This is a genomic window from Herbaspirillum sp. GCM10030257 (genome assembly GCF_042666555.1).
Taxonomy (GTDB): Bacteria; Pseudomonadota; Gammaproteobacteria; order Burkholderiales; family Burkholderiaceae_D; genus Noviherbaspirillum.
In genome coordinates, this window is sequence record NZ_JBHTDH010000033.1 from 13,144 (window position 1) to 29,933 (window position 16,790).

General features: G+C 59.6%; 17 protein-coding genes. 1 reads left to right on the forward strand and 16 read right to left on the reverse strand.

The features are described from left to right. Window positions 1–60 precede the first annotated feature (60 nt). The 12 genes from ACFQUU_RS25735 to ACFQUU_RS25790 all read right to left on the reverse strand — a co-directional run bounded on the left by ACFQUU_RS25735 (window position 61) and on the right by ACFQUU_RS25790 (window position 11,462). Window positions 61–852 (reverse strand): enoyl-CoA hydratase/isomerase family protein, encoded by a 792-nt coding sequence (locus ACFQUU_RS25735; RefSeq protein ID WP_382250985.1) that lies wholly within the window; start codon window positions 850–852, stop codon window positions 61–63. Continuing rightward, window positions 849–989 (reverse strand): hypothetical protein, encoded by a 141-nt coding sequence (locus ACFQUU_RS25740; RefSeq protein ID WP_382250986.1) that lies wholly within the window; start codon window positions 987–989, stop codon window positions 849–851. Before ACFQUU_RS25740 ends, ACFQUU_RS25735 begins: the two co-directional genes overlap by 4 nt. A gap of 30 nt (window positions 990–1,019) precedes the next feature. Continuing rightward, the gene (locus tag ACFQUU_RS25745; RefSeq protein WP_382250987.1) at window positions 1,020–1,685 is read right to left on the reverse strand and encodes an ABC transporter ATP-binding protein; all 666 of its coding nucleotides are present in this window, start codon (window positions 1,683–1,685) and stop codon (window positions 1,020–1,022) included. Beyond that, window positions 1,682–2,431: an ABC transporter ATP-binding protein gene (locus tag ACFQUU_RS25750; protein WP_382250988.1), complete on the reverse strand. Its 750-nt coding sequence runs from the start codon at window positions 2,429–2,431 to the stop codon at window positions 1,682–1,684. The genes ACFQUU_RS25745 and ACFQUU_RS25750 overlap by 4 nt, the downstream gene beginning before the upstream one ends. Beyond that, a complete protein-coding gene (locus tag ACFQUU_RS25755) occupies window positions 2,428–3,438 on the reverse strand; it encodes a branched-chain amino acid ABC transporter permease (RefSeq protein ID WP_382250989.1) in 1,011 nt (336 codons plus the stop codon). The genes ACFQUU_RS25750 and ACFQUU_RS25755 overlap by 4 nt, the downstream gene beginning before the upstream one ends. Before the next feature lies 1 nt (window position 3,439). Continuing rightward, window positions 3,440–4,336 carry a branched-chain amino acid ABC transporter permease gene (locus tag ACFQUU_RS25760; RefSeq protein ID WP_382250990.1) on the reverse strand — a complete coding sequence of 299 codons (897 nt, stop codon included), beginning with the start codon at window positions 4,334–4,336 and terminating at the stop codon, window positions 3,440–3,442. A 97-nt stretch (window positions 4,337–4,433) separates the two neighbouring features. Next, window positions 4,434–5,771, reverse strand: a complete 1,338-nt coding sequence (locus tag ACFQUU_RS25765; RefSeq protein WP_382250991.1) for an ABC transporter substrate-binding protein — start codon at window positions 5,769–5,771, stop codon at window positions 4,434–4,436. A gap of 493 nt (window positions 5,772–6,264) precedes the next feature. After that, window positions 6,265–6,687 carry a MaoC/PaaZ C-terminal domain-containing protein gene (locus ACFQUU_RS25770; RefSeq protein WP_382250992.1) on the reverse strand — a complete coding sequence of 141 codons (423 nt, stop codon included), beginning with the start codon at window positions 6,685–6,687 and terminating at the stop codon, window positions 6,265–6,267. Further along, entirely contained in the window at window positions 6,680–7,117 is a 438-nt protein-coding gene (locus ACFQUU_RS25775; protein WP_382250993.1) for a MaoC family dehydratase N-terminal domain-containing protein, read from the reverse strand. The genes ACFQUU_RS25770 and ACFQUU_RS25775 overlap by 8 nt, the downstream gene beginning before the upstream one ends. Before the next feature lie 20 nt (window positions 7,118–7,137). Then, on the reverse strand, window positions 7,138–8,775 hold the full coding sequence (locus ACFQUU_RS25780) for a 3-(methylthio)propionyl-CoA ligase (RefSeq protein WP_382250994.1): 1,638 nt from the start codon (window positions 8,773–8,775) through the stop codon (window positions 7,138–7,140). Window positions 8,776–9,007: 232 nt separating this feature from the next. Beyond that, entirely contained in the window at window positions 9,008–10,189 is a 1,182-nt protein-coding gene (locus ACFQUU_RS25785; protein ID WP_382250995.1) for an acetyl-CoA C-acetyltransferase, read from the reverse strand. Window positions 10,190–10,316: 127 nt separating this feature from the next. Beyond that, entirely contained in the window at window positions 10,317–11,462 is a 1,146-nt protein-coding gene (locus tag ACFQUU_RS25790) for a CaiB/BaiF CoA transferase family protein (protein ID WP_382250996.1), read from the reverse strand. A gap of 22 nt (window positions 11,463–11,484) precedes the next feature. On the opposite strand from ACFQUU_RS25790, the gene ACFQUU_RS25795 reads away from it, so the two are divergent. Continuing rightward, window positions 11,485–11,652, forward strand: a complete 168-nt coding sequence (locus ACFQUU_RS25795) for a hypothetical protein (RefSeq protein ID WP_382250997.1) — start codon at window positions 11,485–11,487, stop codon at window positions 11,650–11,652. Between the two features lie 13 nt (window positions 11,653–11,665). On the opposite strand, the gene ACFQUU_RS25800 is transcribed toward ACFQUU_RS25795, so the two are convergent. Genes ACFQUU_RS25800 through fadB form a run of 4 tightly spaced genes read right to left on the reverse strand, consistent with a single transcriptional unit; the run spans window position 11,666 to window position 16,543 of the window. Further along, the gene (locus ACFQUU_RS25800; RefSeq protein WP_382250998.1) at window positions 11,666–12,721 is read right to left on the reverse strand and encodes a phosphotransferase family protein; all 1,056 of its coding nucleotides are present in this window, start codon (window positions 12,719–12,721) and stop codon (window positions 11,666–11,668) included. Between the two features lie 44 nt (window positions 12,722–12,765). Next, complete coding sequence (locus tag ACFQUU_RS25805) at window positions 12,766–13,560, reverse strand: enoyl-CoA hydratase-related protein (protein WP_382250999.1); 795 nt, start codon at window positions 13,558–13,560, stop codon at window positions 12,766–12,768. 9 nt (window positions 13,561–13,569) lie between these two features. Beyond that, on the reverse strand, window positions 13,570–14,352 hold the full coding sequence (locus ACFQUU_RS25810; RefSeq protein WP_382251001.1) for an SDR family NAD(P)-dependent oxidoreductase: 783 nt from the start codon (window positions 14,350–14,352) through the stop codon (window positions 13,570–13,572). Window positions 14,353–14,380: 28 nt separating this feature from the next. Then, entirely contained in the window at window positions 14,381–16,543 is a 2,163-nt protein-coding gene (fadB, locus tag ACFQUU_RS25815) for a fatty acid oxidation complex subunit alpha FadB (protein WP_382251002.1), read from the reverse strand. Window positions 16,544–16,790 lie beyond the last annotated feature (247 nt).

The following is a 16,790-nucleotide window of genomic DNA, read 5'->3' on the forward strand; positions in this document are numbered from 1 at the left end:
TTGCATGATGCTCGGTCCTGATGATCAGCGTTGAATATCAGTGCTGATCATCAGTGCTGGCTATTGACCCGTATAACTCGCGGGGCGCTTTTCAAAAAACGCTGCAACACCTTCCGCAAAATCACGCGTTGCCGCGCAGGCGGCGAAGCCTTCGGCTTCCGCGTCGAGTTGACCCTGAAGATCTCGCTCCAGCGAGTCGCGGATCAGTCGCTTGAGCCGACCCAGTGCAAGCGGCGGGCCGTCCGCCAACCGCCTTGCCAGCTTGTCGGTTTCTTCCTGCAGTTGCTTAGCGGGCACCACACGGTTGACCAGATTGAGGCGCAGCGCTTCCGTGGCATCGAAAGTGTCACCCAGCAAGGCAATTTCCATGGCCTTGCGCATCCCTACCACGCGTGGCAAACCCCAGGACGTAGAGCAATCCGAGCTGGCGCCGATGTTGACGTAAGCAAGGTTGAAGCGAGTTCCCTCTGCGGCAATGGCAAGGTCACAGGCAAGTGCCACGCCCAGGCCAGCGCCGGCCACCGCGCCGTGCAGGCTGGCGAGCACGGGGGCGTTCATCGATGCCAGCAGCATGATCCCGCCATGCAATGGTTTGATAAGTGCCTGCGCGGTGTTGACCGGGTCGCGCTTCATCGCCGCCAGATCGCCGCCGGCAACAAAGGCACGCCCTTCACCGCTGATCACCACCACCCGCACCTCCTTATCCGCGGAGGCCTCCTGACAGGCGGCGAAGAATGCGTCCGCAGTGGGTACATCGATCGCATTCAGGACTGACGGTCGATTGAAGCGAATATGGGCAATTGCACCATCGCGCCAGTAGCGCAGCCGAAGATTGGTGTCATCGGTCGTCATGCTTCCTCCTTGTGGGCAAGGTAATAAGGCAGCGTAGCGCCACGGTTTGCCTTGGCCTTGCCTGGTTCATCGCATGCCAAAACGTTACGCAGCGTCTCGTGCGTGACCAGCGATGGTTCCGAGTACTGAAAATCCATGGATATGTCCTGTGTTCATTATAAAAAGTGTCATGGCGCTATTGCCACGTTGGCGCCGCGTTCAATCACGTATTCCCGATCGAAAAGCTTGCGCGAATGATTGAGGTCGGACTGCGAGATCACGACGGCAAGGTCCTTGCCCCTGAGCGCAAAGATCACTTCAGACAGCCGCTGGGACAGAGCCGGGGCCACGCCTTCAAACGGTTCGTCGAGCAACAGCATGCGGGTGCCGACCGCCAGCGCGCGGCCCAGCGCCACCAGCTTTTGCTGACCACCACTGAGCAGCAGCGCCTTGCGGTCGCGCATGTCGGCCACCTCCGGCATCAATCCGTAAACAAAGTCCAGGCGATCCCTGGCCTTGAGCGTCTTCGACACCCAGACCGGTAGCAGGATGTTTTCCTCCACCGTCAATTGCGGTACCAGTCCCCGGTCTTCCGGCATATAGCCGATCCCGTCGGCGGCGCGGCTGTTGCGACTGGCCTTGACCAGGTCTTTGGCCCCGAAGGCCAGCGTACCGCCAGACGGCTGGAGATGACCCATGACGGTGCGCATGAAAGTGGTTTTGCCCGCGCCGTTGCGGCCGATCAGTCCGACCATTTCGCCGGGCTGCACGGTCATCGAAAAGCCGCGCAACGCAGCCATCGACTGAATGCTGACTTCGAGCGATTGCACGTCAAGCAAGGCATGCTGGCTCATGCGTGTCCTCCGGTGACGTAACGCTGCACTTCGGGGTTCTTCAGTACTTCCGTCGGCGCGGCATCCGCAATAATCCGACCGCTGTAGAATGCAATCACTCGTTCCGAAAAGCGGGCCACGATATCCATGTCATGCTCGACAAACATGACGGTGACCTCTTCCTGTGACAGCGCTTCCATCACGCGCTCCATCGCGTCAAATTTTTCGTCCGCGCTGACGCCCGACGTTGGCTCATCCAAAAGCAGCAGCTTGGGCTGCCGGGCCATTGCCATGGCGATATCGAGCAGCTTGCGCACGCCGCCGGGCAGTTCGGTGACCCGGCGATACGCATACGGGCCCAGGCCGAAACGGCGTATCAATTGTTCGGCCCGTTCGAACCGGTCAGGCGAGTCGGCACGCTTCCACATCGAGAGCCCGGTGGAATGCGCGGCCGCCACGGCAACCAGCAGGTTGTCGAAGACGCTCAGGTCCAGATATAACTGTGGAATCTGGAACGAGCGGCAGATACCGAGACGGGCAATATGACGTGGCGCGAGCGCGGTGATATTGGCGCCCTCCAGCGAAATGCTGCCGGTATCCGGCTTGAGGTATCCGGTCACCATATTGACGAACGTAGTCTTGCCCGCACCGTTGCTGCCGATCAGGCTCATCTTTTGCCCGGCCGGGACTTCGATGTCAATGTTCTCGGCCGCGACTACCGCACCGAATCGCTTGTTCAATCCTTTTGCCGCAAGCAATGGCGTCATGTTGCCGCTCCCTGGTGACTGACAGGTTTTACCTCGACCGCAGGCGCAGTTTCATCCGGCACGGAGGATTGCGGAGCACGCCGCTGCCGTATCCAGAAAGACCCGATGCCGGCCGGGCGGAACAGCACGACCACCAGCAGGAATATGCCCAGCGCCAGCTGCCATGTGGTTGGAAAGTAAAGGTTGGAAAACGACCGCACTACTTCCAGCACCAGGGAGGCGACGAATACCGCGGCCACGCTCTGGTAACCAGCAAGAATCGCAGCGAACACGAATTCGCCTGAGGTGGTCCAATAGGCAAATTGCGGATCCACATGTCCGAGCGCCAGGCCGGTCAGGGCACCGCCGAGACCACCGAGCGCGCCTGCCAGCGTAAAGTCGATTGCCAGCGAGGCACGTGAGGACGCGCCAAGGTATTCCACGCGCAAGTCGTTGCTGCGCACCGCAAGCGATATGAGCCCCGAAGAGGAACGGAAGTACACCGCAATGCAGAGGCTGGCGATCATCGAAAACACGACCGTCAGCGCGTACAGTACGTAATCCGCATGCTCCGTGGCGAGCTGCATGCCCAGCAACGTCGGGCGCGGCAGGTTGAAGCCATCGGTCCCGCCGAGTGCAGTCCATTTGCTGAGAATGCCGTAGGCAACCATGGATAAGGCCAGTGTGAGCATCGCAAAGAAGATGCCACGATAGCGTGCCAGCAGCGGTGCAACCAAACCGGCGACCACCGCGCCGGCCAGCGCGCCGAGCAGCGCCCGCAGGATGGCGTCGTTGATGCCAAGGCGCAGCGAGACCAAGGCCGCCACGTAGGCGCCGATGGCAAAGAACAACCCCTGGCCGAAGGTGGCGCCGCCGCCACGTGAAAGTACCACCACCCCGAGAATGGCAAGTCCGTGTGAAGCAGCCATCGTGACGAGGAACAGTAGCCACTTTGGGGCAACGAGCCCCACCGCAAGCAGGGCAAGCGTCACGCCAAAGGCAATGAGCAGGGTTTTTGTGGCCGTCATGTCAGATCACCCTCGCTTTCACGCTCTGGAACAAGCCTTCGGGACGGAACACCAATACCGCAGCCATCACCAGGTAGACGCTGAACAATTCGACATCCGGCATCACGTGCACCGCAACCGCCCTCGCCAGACCCACCACCACGGCACCAATGGCCGCGCCCTCGATGCTGCCGAGCCCGCCGATGATGACCACCGCGAAACTGACGATGATGACGCTCACACTGACCCCCGGCTGCACCGAGATCATCGGCGCGGTGAACGCGCCGCCGAGTGCGGCAAGGAACACGCCGACGGTGAAGGCGGCGCTGTAGACGAAGTTCACGTTGACGCCCATGCTGGCGCTCATCTCCGGGTTATGGATGACCGCCAGCACAATCTTGCCCGCCACCGTCCGATTCAGCCCCAGCCAGACCAGCAGGCCGCACACCACGGCAAGCACGATCAGCGCGAGGTCATAACCGACGAAGGAAAGCGACCCGATCTCCACGTTGCCGAACAAGCTGTACGGCTCCGATACGTAATAAGGGTTCACACCCCACAGCAGCTTGGTGCCATCCTCCAGCATCAGGAAGAGCGCATATGTCACCAGCAACAGCAACACTTCGTCACGCCCATAAAAGCGTGCAAGCAGGCCGCGCTCCAGCAGCGGTCCGATGAGCGCCGCCACACCAGCTGCCGCCAGCAGCATGGCCACCAGCGACCATGCGGGCGACATCCCCCAGGCGGTGAATAGCGCAACGACACTGGCCGCCGAATAGGCGCCCAGCGCATAGATACTGCCGTGCGCCATATTGAGGATCTTGAGCACACCGAACACCAGCGTCAGCCCAAGAGACACAATGAACAGCCACGACGCATAGACCAGGGCATCGACACCGATGGTCAGAACGAGATCCATTTTGCTTCCTCCTGGGATTTGGTGCCGAAATCGGTGTCAGGCGCGCGTTGCCGTGCGCCTGACTCTTTCGTCGTTTTCGCTCGCGATCTGCCTTGTGTTACTGGTCGCATTTCGCGCCCGGGAAGCCTGCCTTGATCCAGTCCAGGCTCTTCATGTTGGCCGGCGGGTTCACGCATTCCGCCTTGAAGTGCTGAATGTCGGTGGCGACCACCATCTTTTTCGCAGGGTCATATTTGGTCCGCCCGATCGCAATAGGCTGGATCGCCTGTTGCCCGTTTGCCAGCGCCATCTTGATGTGTCCGCCCGGCGAATCCCACTCCGAACCGCGCAGCGCCTCCGCCAGTTCTTCGGGCGTAGGCTTTTTGCCGCCATTCTTTGCCATGGCTTTTTCCACTGCCAGTTTGACACCCATCAGCGATTGGGCCATCCGGTAGCTGGCCTGCACGACAGCCGCCGGTCCGTGGACATCCTGATACGTCTTCCAGAACCAGTCGTTGAGCGGGCTCTTCGCTGCCAGGATGCCGTAAGCGCCGCGTGCGCCAAGAACCGTGCCGTCCGGCATCTTGTCGCCAAGCGAAGGCAGCACATGATCGCCGGCGCTCAGCACCAGCTGGCTGCGCTTGAACAAGCCGCGCGGCGCGGCCTGCAATACAAAGGCTTGCAGGTCGCCACCCCACAGGCTGGAGTAGACGATGTCAGCCGGCTGGCGTGCCAGTGCCGAAATCTCGGTGCCGTACTGACCCGCGCCGAATTTGGGCAGCAGATCACCGGCGGCTTTGGCATTGGGATAAAGCTGCCCCATGGCGGCCACGAAGTCGGTGCGCGAGTCCTGGCCCCAAGCATAATCCTGATTGATCAGGTTCATGGTCTCGACCTTGATGTTGCGCGACTTCAGGTAGCGCGCCAGCGCCACGTTGTCCATCGCGCCGTGTGCGGCCGTGCGAAATACATACTTGTAATTGCCTTCCTCGAAAATGCGGGGCGATCCGCAGTCGAACAGCACCAGGAACTTCTTCATTTCCTCGGCTGCCGGCGCTACCGCAAGGCAATCGCCCGATCCGACATAGCCGATGACCGCATCGACATTTTCGCGCTGGTACAGGTTGCGCAGTTCCTGCACCTGCTTGGTCGCGCCGCCTGCCTCGTCGACCACCACGGTTTCCACCGTCAGGCCGCCGAATCCCTTCTTGTTATAAGGCGCGGGCGCGCTACCCTTGTTGAACTGCTCGATGAGGATCTTGGCCGCGTTACCCGCCGGCACACCGAAACTTTCCGCCGCCGGACCAGACAGGAAGGTCACGATCCCCAGTTTGAAAGTTTCCTGCGCCTGGACTGGCAAGGCAAGGCTTGCACCGATACCTGCCGCAGCCATCCACAGCCTCAGCTTTGTGATTCGCTTTGTCGTCACTCCATGTGTACCGGACTGCAGTTTCATACTGATCTCCTCTTGTTGTTGGGACCGGAGGCGACTCCGGACGGTTGGGACAAACAAAGCTGTTCTGCAAAAATCATCTTCCGGTAAAGCGCGGGGTGCGGGTTACCAGTTCAGGCGGGGCGGTCGCGGACATGGTTCTCCTCCAGTCGCTCGTCGTTCGATGCCGGCGTTTCTTTTTTGAAATTCTTGCCGTGCGTTTGGTGTTCGGATCGGGACAGCGTAACAATGGCCGGTAATGGCGGCATCGTCGAAAAGGACGATTTCCTTGAAGCGACGAAGGCTGCTAGCCATGTCCATCCTCGCCAGGGTCATCGATAAGGACGACGCGCGTTGCGCGCCATTGGTGACAAATCGCTTTCAGTATGGAACCTGGCCAGAGCTGTGTCGCGACCCGAGCCATGCCGCTTGAGATGGATCAATCGCAGGCTTGCGCTGCAAAGAAATCCGTGTGGATGGCTGGTTTACCGTAGCTCATCCATGGGGCAATTCGCGCTTACACGGCAATCCATGCCTTACCGAAGACCTTGAGGTCACCGTCCTGATCTCGTGCCTGCACATCCACGACGACTATATTTCCGCTGCGTTTCTCCACGACCTCGCCGGTACAGACAAGGCGGTCCCGAACATGCGTGATGTTCATGAAGCGGACGTCAAACTGCATGATCCGCTCCTGCGGTACCCAGTTCGTCAGCAAGCGTCCAAGGTAGGCCATCACCAGCATTCCGTGTGCAAAGACATCTTCATGCCCTGCCGCCCTTGCGGCATCGATATCGATATGGTTGGGATTGTGGTCGCCCGAAGCACCCGCATAAACCGCCAGGGCGGTACGGGTAATGGCCGGAACCTCGAGCGGCGGCAATTGCTGGCCAAGCTGGATGGCATCGGGCCCGGAACAGCTAAAAGGCGATTTACCCATGGCGCTGGACAATCACGGTCCGCAGGTCCGCCACATGCTCGCCTTGCAGGCCGCTCATACCGGTCACTCGGGTCACTCTCGTGGCTTTGACGAGAAATTCCAGCTTGCCTTCCTTCTTGTCATAAATATCTTCGATGCGCGTTTCAAAGCTCAGCACATCGCCGGAAAAACAGGGCCTGATGTACGTGAACGACTGCTCGCCATGCAATACCTTCGGCAGTTCCAGGCCGGCCCCGGCATACCAATCGTAAGGATCGGGGCGCTCCATGTCCAGGCAAAACAAAAAGGTAAGCGGCACCCGCAGCCGCTCCTCCTCCGACCAGCAATCGCCCGTCTCCCCGATTGCTTTGGCAAACAGGCGCAAGCGCCCGCGCTCCGCCTCAGCCTGATGACGAGATACGATGCGACCGATAAGCTGTCTGTCGATCATGCTTGAGAATTCCGCGTAAATCAGACCGTTGGCAACCGGTAATCGCGGAACTGTTCCCGCAGCTTGGTCTTGAGCAGCTTGCCGGTAGCGGTATGCGGCAATTCGCTGACGAAGACCACATCATCCGGAACCCACCATTTCGCGACCCGCTCGCCGAGATACTCGAGCAGCTCTTCGCGCGTCAGGTCCTTGCCCGGGCGCTTGACAGCCAGCAGCAATGGACGTTCCTGCCATTTCGGGTGTGGTGCGGCGATAATCGCCGCTTCCTGTACGGCAGGATGGCCGATAGCGGTATTCTCCAGATCGATCGATGAAATCCATTCCCCACCGGATTTGATCACGTCCTTTGCACGATCGACCAGCTGTACGTAACCATCGGCATCGATGGTGGCAATGTCGCCTGTCGGGAACCAGCCGTCCTTGTCAAGGACCTTGCCACCCTCATCCTTGAAGTAGCCGCCTGCGATCCAGGGGCCGCGCACATGCAGATGGCCGTAGGCAACACCGTCATGGGGTAATTCCTTGCCATCGTCGCCGACGATTTTCAGGCCCACGCCCCACACTGCCCGGCCAGCCTTCATCTTCACCCTGGTCTGCTCTTCCCTGGTCATACCCGCATGCTTGGGCAGCAGGCGGCCGATCACGCCGATCGGACTGGTCTCAGTCATGCCCCACCCCTGCACGTAGTCGGCGCCGAAGTCGCGCTCGAAACGTTCGATCATCGTGCGCGGAGTTGCCGCGCCACCCACGCCGATGGTCTTCAGGCCGAGTTTCTTCATGTCGATTTCCGGATGCTGGTCGAGATACTGGAACAGCATTAGCCAGACGGTCGGCACGGCTTGCGAAAAGGTAACCCCCTCGTCCCGCATCAGTTCATACAGGCTTTGGCCATCGAGGTGCGGGCCGGGCATGACCACCTTGGCACCCACCATCGCGGTGGCATACGGCATGCCCCAGGCGTTTGCGTGGAACATGGGCACGGCAAGCAGGATGCACATCGACGAGCACACGCCAAACGTGTCCGGTGAACACTCCATCAGCGAGTGCAATACCGTCGAACGATGCGAGTACAGCACTCCTTTGGGGTTACCTGTGGTGCCGGACGTATAGCACAGTGACGAGGCGGAACGCTCGTCGAATTCCGGCCATACGTACTCTTCGCTTTGCGCGGCGAGCAGGTCCTCGTAGCAAAGCAGATTAGGGATATCCAGAACCGGCATGTGTGCCCGGTCGGTCATGGCAATGAAGTGGCGCACACTCTTCAGCTTTGGCGCGAGTTTCTCAATCAGCGGAGCGAATGTGGTATCGAAGAACAACACCTTGTCTTCCGCATGGTTGATGATGTATTCGATCTGCTCGGGAAAAAGGCGCGGATTGACCGTATGGAGGACAGCGCCCGATCCCGACACGCCGAAGTAAAGCTCCAGATGACGATGAGTATTCCAGGCGAGCGTGCCGACACGGTCCGAAAACTCGATGTCCAGTGCCTTGAGTGCATTGGCAACGCGTTTTGCGCGACGATGGACCTCCGCATAGTTGGTCCGATGGAGTGTGCCTTCCACGGTCCGTGCGACGATTTCCCTCTCCGGGTGATACGTGGCCGCATGCTCGATGAGCGATGAAATCAACAGCGGCCGGTCCTGCATCAGTCCTAGCATGGCGTCTTCCTTTAGTTTCCTGGTCTCTTGGTCTCTCTGCTTTCATTGCGGACATGTCGTGACTGCGACCATCCGTTGATATCTTTATTTTGCGGCGATGTCCTTGAGGATCAGCGGTTCACCTGGTACCTGGCGCCTCCAGTTCCTTTCGTTGATGCGCACTTCATTCATCGAGGTCGCCTGCACGTCCACATTCACTTGCGTTGCAGGCGACCGACTACAGATACTTGAATTACAGGCGCTCGACGATGGTCACGTTTGCCATTCCGCCGCCTTCGCACATGGTCTGCAAGCCGTAACGCTTGTTGCTTCGCTTCAGCGCATGCACCAGCGTGGTCATGAGCTTGGTACCGGAGGCGCCGAGCGGATGTCCAAGTGCGATGGCGCCGCCTTGCACGTTCAGTCTGGCGGGGTCGGCACCAGCGGCCTTCAGCCACGCCAGCGGCACCGAGGCGAAAGCTTCGTTGACCTCGAACAGGTCGATGTCGTCGATCTTCATACCGGCCTTCTTCAGCGCGTTCATCGTCGCAGGAATCGGTGCTTCCAGCATGATGACCGGATCGTGACCAATCACCGACAGATGATGAATGCGCGCCAGCGGTTTTACACCCATGGTCTTGAGCGCTTTTTCGCTGACGACCATCACGCCGGTCGCGCCGTCACAGATCTGACTCGCGTTAGCCGCGGTGATCACGCCGCCCTCCTTCAGCAGCTTGACACTCTGAATCCCTTCCAGGGTCGCGTCAAAGCGAATGCCCTCGTCAGCCGCATGCATCTCGCCGGTTTTCGTGCCATCCGCGAGGCGCACTTCGAGCGGAAGAATTTCCTCCTCGAACAATCCTTCCCGGGTCGCAGTGATCGCCTGCTGGTGACTTTTCAATGCGTACTGGTCGAGTTCGTCCTTGGTCAGGTCGTATTTTTTGGCCATCATCTCGGCGCCAATGAACTGGCTGAAATCCGCCACATCGGCATAGCGTTCACGAATTTGCGGGCTCATGTAATAGCCCATGCCGTTCTTCTGCGGCAAGGCGCTTGGTGTAAACATCGGTACGCGCGTCATGCTTTCCACACCGGCTGCAATGACCACGTCCATCGTGCCCGACATGACGGCCTGCGCTGCGAAATGCAGCGCCTGCTGGGATGAGCCGCACTGGCGGTCGAGCGACGTGCCGGGTACGGATTCGGGCAGTTTCGATGCCATGACGGCATTGCGCGCCACATTGGTAGATTGTTCACCGACCTGGCTCACGCAACCCATGATGACATCTTCCACCAGTGCCGGGTCGATGCCGCTTCGGTCGACCAGCGCGTCGAGCACTTGAGCCGCGAGATCAACGGGATGCCAGCCAGCAAGCTTTCCTCCGCGGCGTCCGCCGGCGGTGCGTACGGCGGCAACGATATATGCTTCAGCCATGTTTCGTCCTTTTCAAGTAATGAAGGAAATGGGTTTTCAGATTGGCATTCTTGGCCGATCGGCCCCTTGCTGCGTCGTCGTAAACGACGATTTGCATCTGGTCAGGCTGAGCATCAAACATGAAACATCAGCCGAACACGCCTTTTTCCTTGAGTTCATCGATCGCCAATCGCTCGAAACCCCAGTCGTGAAGGATAGCATCGCCATCGCTTCCCGGTGTTGTCGGGGCGGAGGGCCGGTCTGGCTGCGTACGACTGAAGCGCGGTGCAGGCGCTGGCTGTGTAACCCCGTCGACCTTGATAAAGGTCTCGCGGCTGCGGTTGTGCGGATGCTCCGGTGCCTCGTCCCAATCCAGAACGGGGGCGAAGCATACGTCCGTGCCTTCCATCAGCGCGCACCATTCCTCCCGGGTTTTGGTCCTGAACACATCGGCCAGGCGGTACTTCAAAATTGGCCATCCATGCGGGTCCCGTTGCGCCTTAAAGGCAGGATCGTCAATGCCGCACAACTGGATCAGCAAGGCATAGAACTGCGGTTCGATGGAACCGACGGAAACGTACTTGCCGTCGGCACAGGCGTAAGTGTTGTAGAAGTGCGCACCGCCATCGAGCAGGTTCTCGCCGCGCTGATTGTTCAGGGATCCATCGGCCCGGAATCCATACATCATCGCCGATAGCAAGGCTGCGCCATCGGTCATGGCAGCGTCGACCACCTGACCCTTGCCGCTGCGGCGTGCCTCAAACAACGCGCAGACAACGCCGAAGGCGAGCAGCATGCCGCCGCCGCCAAAGTCGCCGATGTAGTTCAGCGGAACGACCGGCGGTTCGCCGGGCCGGCCGATCGCATGCAGCGCGCCAGACAGCGCGATGTAATTAATGTCATGTCCTGCAGCGTGTGCGAGCGGACCATGCTGGCCCCATCCGGTCATGCGCCCGTAGACCAGCTTCGGGTTGCGTTCGAGACAGATATCCGGGCCGAGACCGAGTCTTTCCATGACACCGGGACGGAAACCTTCCACTACTGCATCGGCGTTGTCGAGCAGGCGCAACACGGTTTGCCGACCCTCCGGCTTCTTGAGATCGATGGCAATCGAGCGCCTGCCGCGGGCCGTAATGTCGAAACGGGAATCCTCCGGCGCAACGATGGAGGCATTGCCCGGCCTGTCGATGCGGATGACTTCCGCGCCCATGTCGGCAAACATCATCGCGCAGAACGGCGCGGGGCCGAGACCGACCATTTCCACGATCTTCAATCCTTCGAGCGGACCTGCCATCGCGTTTCTCCTGATTCAATGCATGTTGAAACCACTACGTCCCATTATTCCCGCCGCCACGCCGCAAGGCATCGTCGAATCCGACGAACTACACGCAAGCTATTTAAGCATCCCGCCCGAGCAATTATTGTTTACCGGCATGGCAATCGGCCATGCCGATCGGGATGCGCTTTTAAGCCAACGCTGGTAGCGGTTAAGTGCGGTCAAGTCAGACCGCTCCGTGCGGCCTCGACAGCTCGCCGCGCGAGCGCGCCGGATTGGCGTCCCACCTCGAATGCATCCTCGCCAGCAGCGCTGCCTGCCTGTGCGCGGGAAGCAATACCTTCCAGAATGACCGCAAAACGGAACATGGAAAACGCCAGGTGGAATCCGGTAATGCTGTCTTGCCTGCCGCTGAATTTCCGGTAATCGTCGAGGTATTCCTGTTGCGTTGGAATACCCATCGACGTCAGGTCGACTCCACGGATACCCTTGAACTCGTCGGGCGCGGTATGCCAGGCAATGCAGTTGTAGGCAAGGTCGGCCAACGGATGCCCAAGAGTCGAGAGTTCCCAATCCAGCACCGCGATCACGCGCGGTTCGGTGGGATGGAACATCAGATTGCCGAAGCGAAAGTCACCGTGGTTGATCGTGGTATCGTCATTGGCTGGAATGTGTTCCGGTAGCCAGCGTATCAGGAAGTCAATGTCCGGATTGTCGGCTGTCTTCGACATGGCCCATTGTTTTGTCCAGCGCGCGATCTGCCGTTCGAAATAATTCCCGGGCTTGCCATAGTCGGCCAGGCCAACTGCCTTCCAGTCAACCCGATGCAGCCTGGCCAGCGTGTCCGCCATCGAGCGATACATGGCGCGCCGCTCATGCACTGGCACTCCTTCCAGCAGGTAAGTCTCGAAGATGCGGCCCTGCAAACGATCCATCAGGTAGAACTGCGTGCCGACCACCAATTCATCCTCGCAGAAGAGCACAGTGGAGGGCACCGGCACGTCGGTAGTGGCAAGCGCATTGAGGATGCGGTATTCGCGATCGACGGCGTGCGCGGAAGGCAGCAGGTTGCCGCCGGCCGGACGCTTGCGCAGCACCATGTCCCTGTTGTCGAAGCTGACAAAGAAAGTGGGATTGGACTGTCCTCCTCCTATGCGTTCCAGGCGCATTTTGCCTTGCAGTCCGGGTATCTGCGCCATGAGATAGGTCCGCAGCCGCTCAGGGTCGAATTCGGAAATTGCGCCTGGGACATCAGTGGTGGTGGTTGAATCGGTCAAGCGCAGCCTCGCAGGTTACATATCAATTTTTGAAATCATTAAAACTATCGGCGAAATACCGGATCCCGCTTTTCAAAGAAGGCTTGTACGCCTTCCTGGAATGATGGCAAGTCGAGCAACTCGCGCTGCCGTTCCTTCTCATACTCGAGCTGAGCGGGTAGGTCCTGGCTGGCAGCCTTGTCCAGTGCACGCCGTGCTTCGATCACTGCATGCGAAGGTGCATTGGCAAGGCGAGTCGCGATGCGCCGGGCTTCGTTCATGAGTTCGCCATCTTCCACGCACGACCAGACCAATCCCCATTCTGCCGCCTTGTCGGCAGGAAGCCGGTCGCCCAGTAGCATCAGCCCCATGGCGCGCGCCCGGCCGACGCGTTGCGGCAGAAAATAAGTCGTTCCCATGTCCGGCACAATACCCAGGCGAGGCAGGAAGGGCGAAAGGAAGAAAGCCGAACGCGCGCAGATCACGATATCCGCTGCCAGCGCAATACCCACGCCGGCGCCGGCCGCTGCGCCATTGACTGCGGCAACTACCGGTACCGGCAAGGTCTGCAAGGCCATGATCAGCGGATTGGACGATTCCTCCATCATCTTTGCGACCGTATTGCCAAGCGAGGCGCCACCCTCGGCATCAAGTCGCCCAAGATCCGCGCCGGAACAAAAAGCATGGCCTGCGCCAGTCAAGATCAATGCCCGCGCGTCGCTGTGCCGGGCGACATGATCGAGTGCGGCGAGCACTTCGGACTGCAGCTGTCCCGTCAGACCGTTGCGGCTGGCGGGCTGATTGAACGTAAGCACTGCGAACTCATCGGCCTGTTCAAGGAGGATCGTGTCGAATTGCATGATGTGGTCCTATCGTGGCGCCATCCGGATCGCACCGTCAAGGCGTACGCTTTCGCCGTTGAAGTACTCGGTCAGGATCATGAATTCGGCCAGTGCCGCGTATTCGTCCGGCTCGCCAAGCCGTTTCGGGAAGGGCACCGAAGCAGCCAGCGCACTCTTTACGTTATCAGGCAGCGACTGGAGTAACGAGGTGTTAAAGATGCCAGGCATGATGGTGTTGACGCGGATCCCCTCATTCATCAGGTCGCGCGCAACCGGCAGTGTCATGCCGACTATGCCGGCCTTCGATGCGGAATAGGCAGCCTGGCCCATCTGTCCATCCTCGGCAGCGACGGATGCCGTATTGACGATCGCGCCGCGCTCACCGTTCGGCAACAAATCCAGCGACAGCATGCCCGCAGCCGATTTGGCCATGCAGCGGAAATTGCCGACCAGATTGATCTGGATGATCTTGTCGAACGCATGTGTCGGGTAATGCTTGATTTCTCCTGTGGTTTTGTCCCGGCTGGCGGTCTTGATCGCATTGCCGGTTCCGGCGCAGTTCACCAGCACGCGTTCCTGGCCGATCACCGAGCGTGCGCGCGCAAAGCCTGCGTCAACCTGTTCTTCCGACGTCACATCTACCTTGCAGAAGACGCCGCCCAGCTCTTCTGCCAGCGCCTCTCCTTTCTCCGGATTGAAATCGAAAATCGCGACCTTGACGCCGCGAGCGGCAAGACGGCGTGCGGTCGCCTCGCCGAGGCCAGAGGCACCACCGGTAATAACGGCGGAAATGGTATTGTCGAGTTTCATGATTTTCCTTGGTGCGTAATTCAGTGGATTACTGTTGAGCGTAATAGCGCTTGCCTGCGGCGGCCATGTCGCGCATCCGCGGTGTTGCCTGGTATTGCATTCCCAGATAGTGATACTTGTCGCTGAGTCGTACTACCTCGTCGAGTCCCAGCCAGTCAGCGTACTTGAGTGCCCCGCCGAGGTATTGCGGAAAACCGATACCCAGGAGCAGCGCCATGTCCAGTTCGGCGGGGGTGGCGACTACACCATCTTCAAGCGCGTGCGCCGCTTCAATCATGAGGGCAAGCATCATGCGCTCGACGATTTCCTGGTCACTGAAGTCTTTCCTGCCCTTGGGCTGGACTGCACTCAGCAGGTTCTGTGTGTCCTGTGCCACCGATTTCTTCGGCTTGCCATTCGGATCGGTTTCATAGCGATAAAAGCCGATTCCGTTTTTCTGGCCATAGCGGCCGTGTTGCACCATCAACCGCAGCGCATCGTGTCGCAGTGGCGGCATGCGCTCGGGGTAACCGGCCGAAATCACGTCGCTGACATGGCTGCCAGTATCCATGCCGACGACATCTTCCAGATAGGCCGGGCCCATCGGCCATCCGAAATTTTCCATGACGCGGTCGACCTGTTCGAAATCCGCGCCGTCGGCGACCAGTTCCAGGAAAGCCCGGATGTAGGACGTGAGGATGCGGTTAACCAGGAAACCCGGACAGTCCTTGACCACGATAGGCGTTTTGCCCATTGCCAGTGCGTAGTTCACAGCGGTAGAGACAGCCCGTTCGCTGGTGCGGTTGCCCTGGATGACTTCCACCAGTGCCATGACCGGTACCGGGTTGAAAAAGTGCATGCCGACGAAATTTTCCGGGCGGCTCAGCGGCGTTGCGATGTCATCGATGCGCAGGCTGGAGGTATTGGACGCGATGATGGTATCCCTGCGGATCACGCCTTCCAGCCCGGACAACACAGTGTGCTTGACTGAAATATTTTCGACTACCGCCTCGATGACAATGTCGACCGCGTCGAATCCCTTGTAATCGAGTTGCGCATGAATGCGGACAAGCACCTCGTCAGCCTTTTCCTGCTTCAGCCTGCCAGCCTTGACTTGCCTGGCGAGTTGTTTAGCCGCTTCACCGGTCCCGATTGCGAGCTGTGATTCGGCAATATCCTTCATGATTACCGGCGTTCCTCTGAGCGCGCTGGTGTACGCAATGCCTCCGCCCATGATGCCGGCGCCCAGCACTGCACCCTGCCTTACGGGGCGGCCGTTCTGTGCATGACGCCGATACAGTTTCTTGAGCAACTGCTCGTTATGAAAGGCTTGTACCAGCGAGTCAGCCGCCTGGGTCTTGGCGAGCCTTACAAAGGCTTCGCATTCCAGCGCGCGGGCCCCTGCGCGATCCATGCGCACGGCCTGCTCCATCATTTCTATGGCAACCAGTGCGGCGGGCTGATGCCTGGGGCTGCTTGCGCGCACTGTTGCTTTTGCCGATGCAAAAAGCCCGTCCAGTTGCGCATCTTCCATTGGCACCCGAACACGTTTGCGGTCCCGATGAGTGCGCCAGTCCTTGCCGTCCGTACCTCCGTCGGCAGCCTTGCGCAATAAGGCAATCGCCTGTTCGCGCAGACTGTCCGGCACGGCGATCGCGTCGACCACGCCTGACTCCAGCGCCTCGGCTGCCTTGCGTGGACGGCCAGTCGATATCCAGTCGATGGCTACTGCAGGACTAGCTACGCGCGGCAGTCGAACCGTACCGCCCCCGCCCGGATACAGACCCAGCTTGACTTCCGGTACACCTATCTGGGCGGTAGCCGACATGACGCGATAGACCGCCGTTAGCGCGATCTCCAGCCCCCCACCGAGCGCATAGCCATTGATGGCGGCCACCGTCGGCACGTCCAAGTCTTCGAAGGCGTCGAGCGGCGCGTTGCTGACATCATTGGATGCCATCATCTCCGCCGCCGGCAGCATGAACATCGCACCGAACTCGTTGATGTCCGCGCCGACAATAAAAACATCCTTCGCGCTGCTCATCAAAACCCCGCGCAGATCTGGCCTTGCGGCAAGCAGTGCGGTGGCTTCAGCAAGTTCCTGCGTCATCCGCCGATCCATCTTGTTGATCGATGCCGTTGTGCGATCGAAGCACAGTTCGACGAAGCCCTCACCGAGATCACTTAATCGAATCGTTTCACCTTGGAACAAGCTGATTTCCTTTCCTGTCGGGCTGGCAAGGCGGCGTCATTGTCATCGTCATTCGTCGCCCACGTTGCTTGCAGTGTAGAGACGCCCTCTGTCATCAACATCGTCGGAACCGACGAATTGCAACGGAGAGGCTTGGACTATCGTGTCATCTTGCTACTACTGCGTCATAAAACCATCGCTGTAGGGTTCCCTCCCCTTTGCAGGGGCGCCCGGTGTAGGGGAAGGGTTAGGGAGGGGGTAGTGCGCT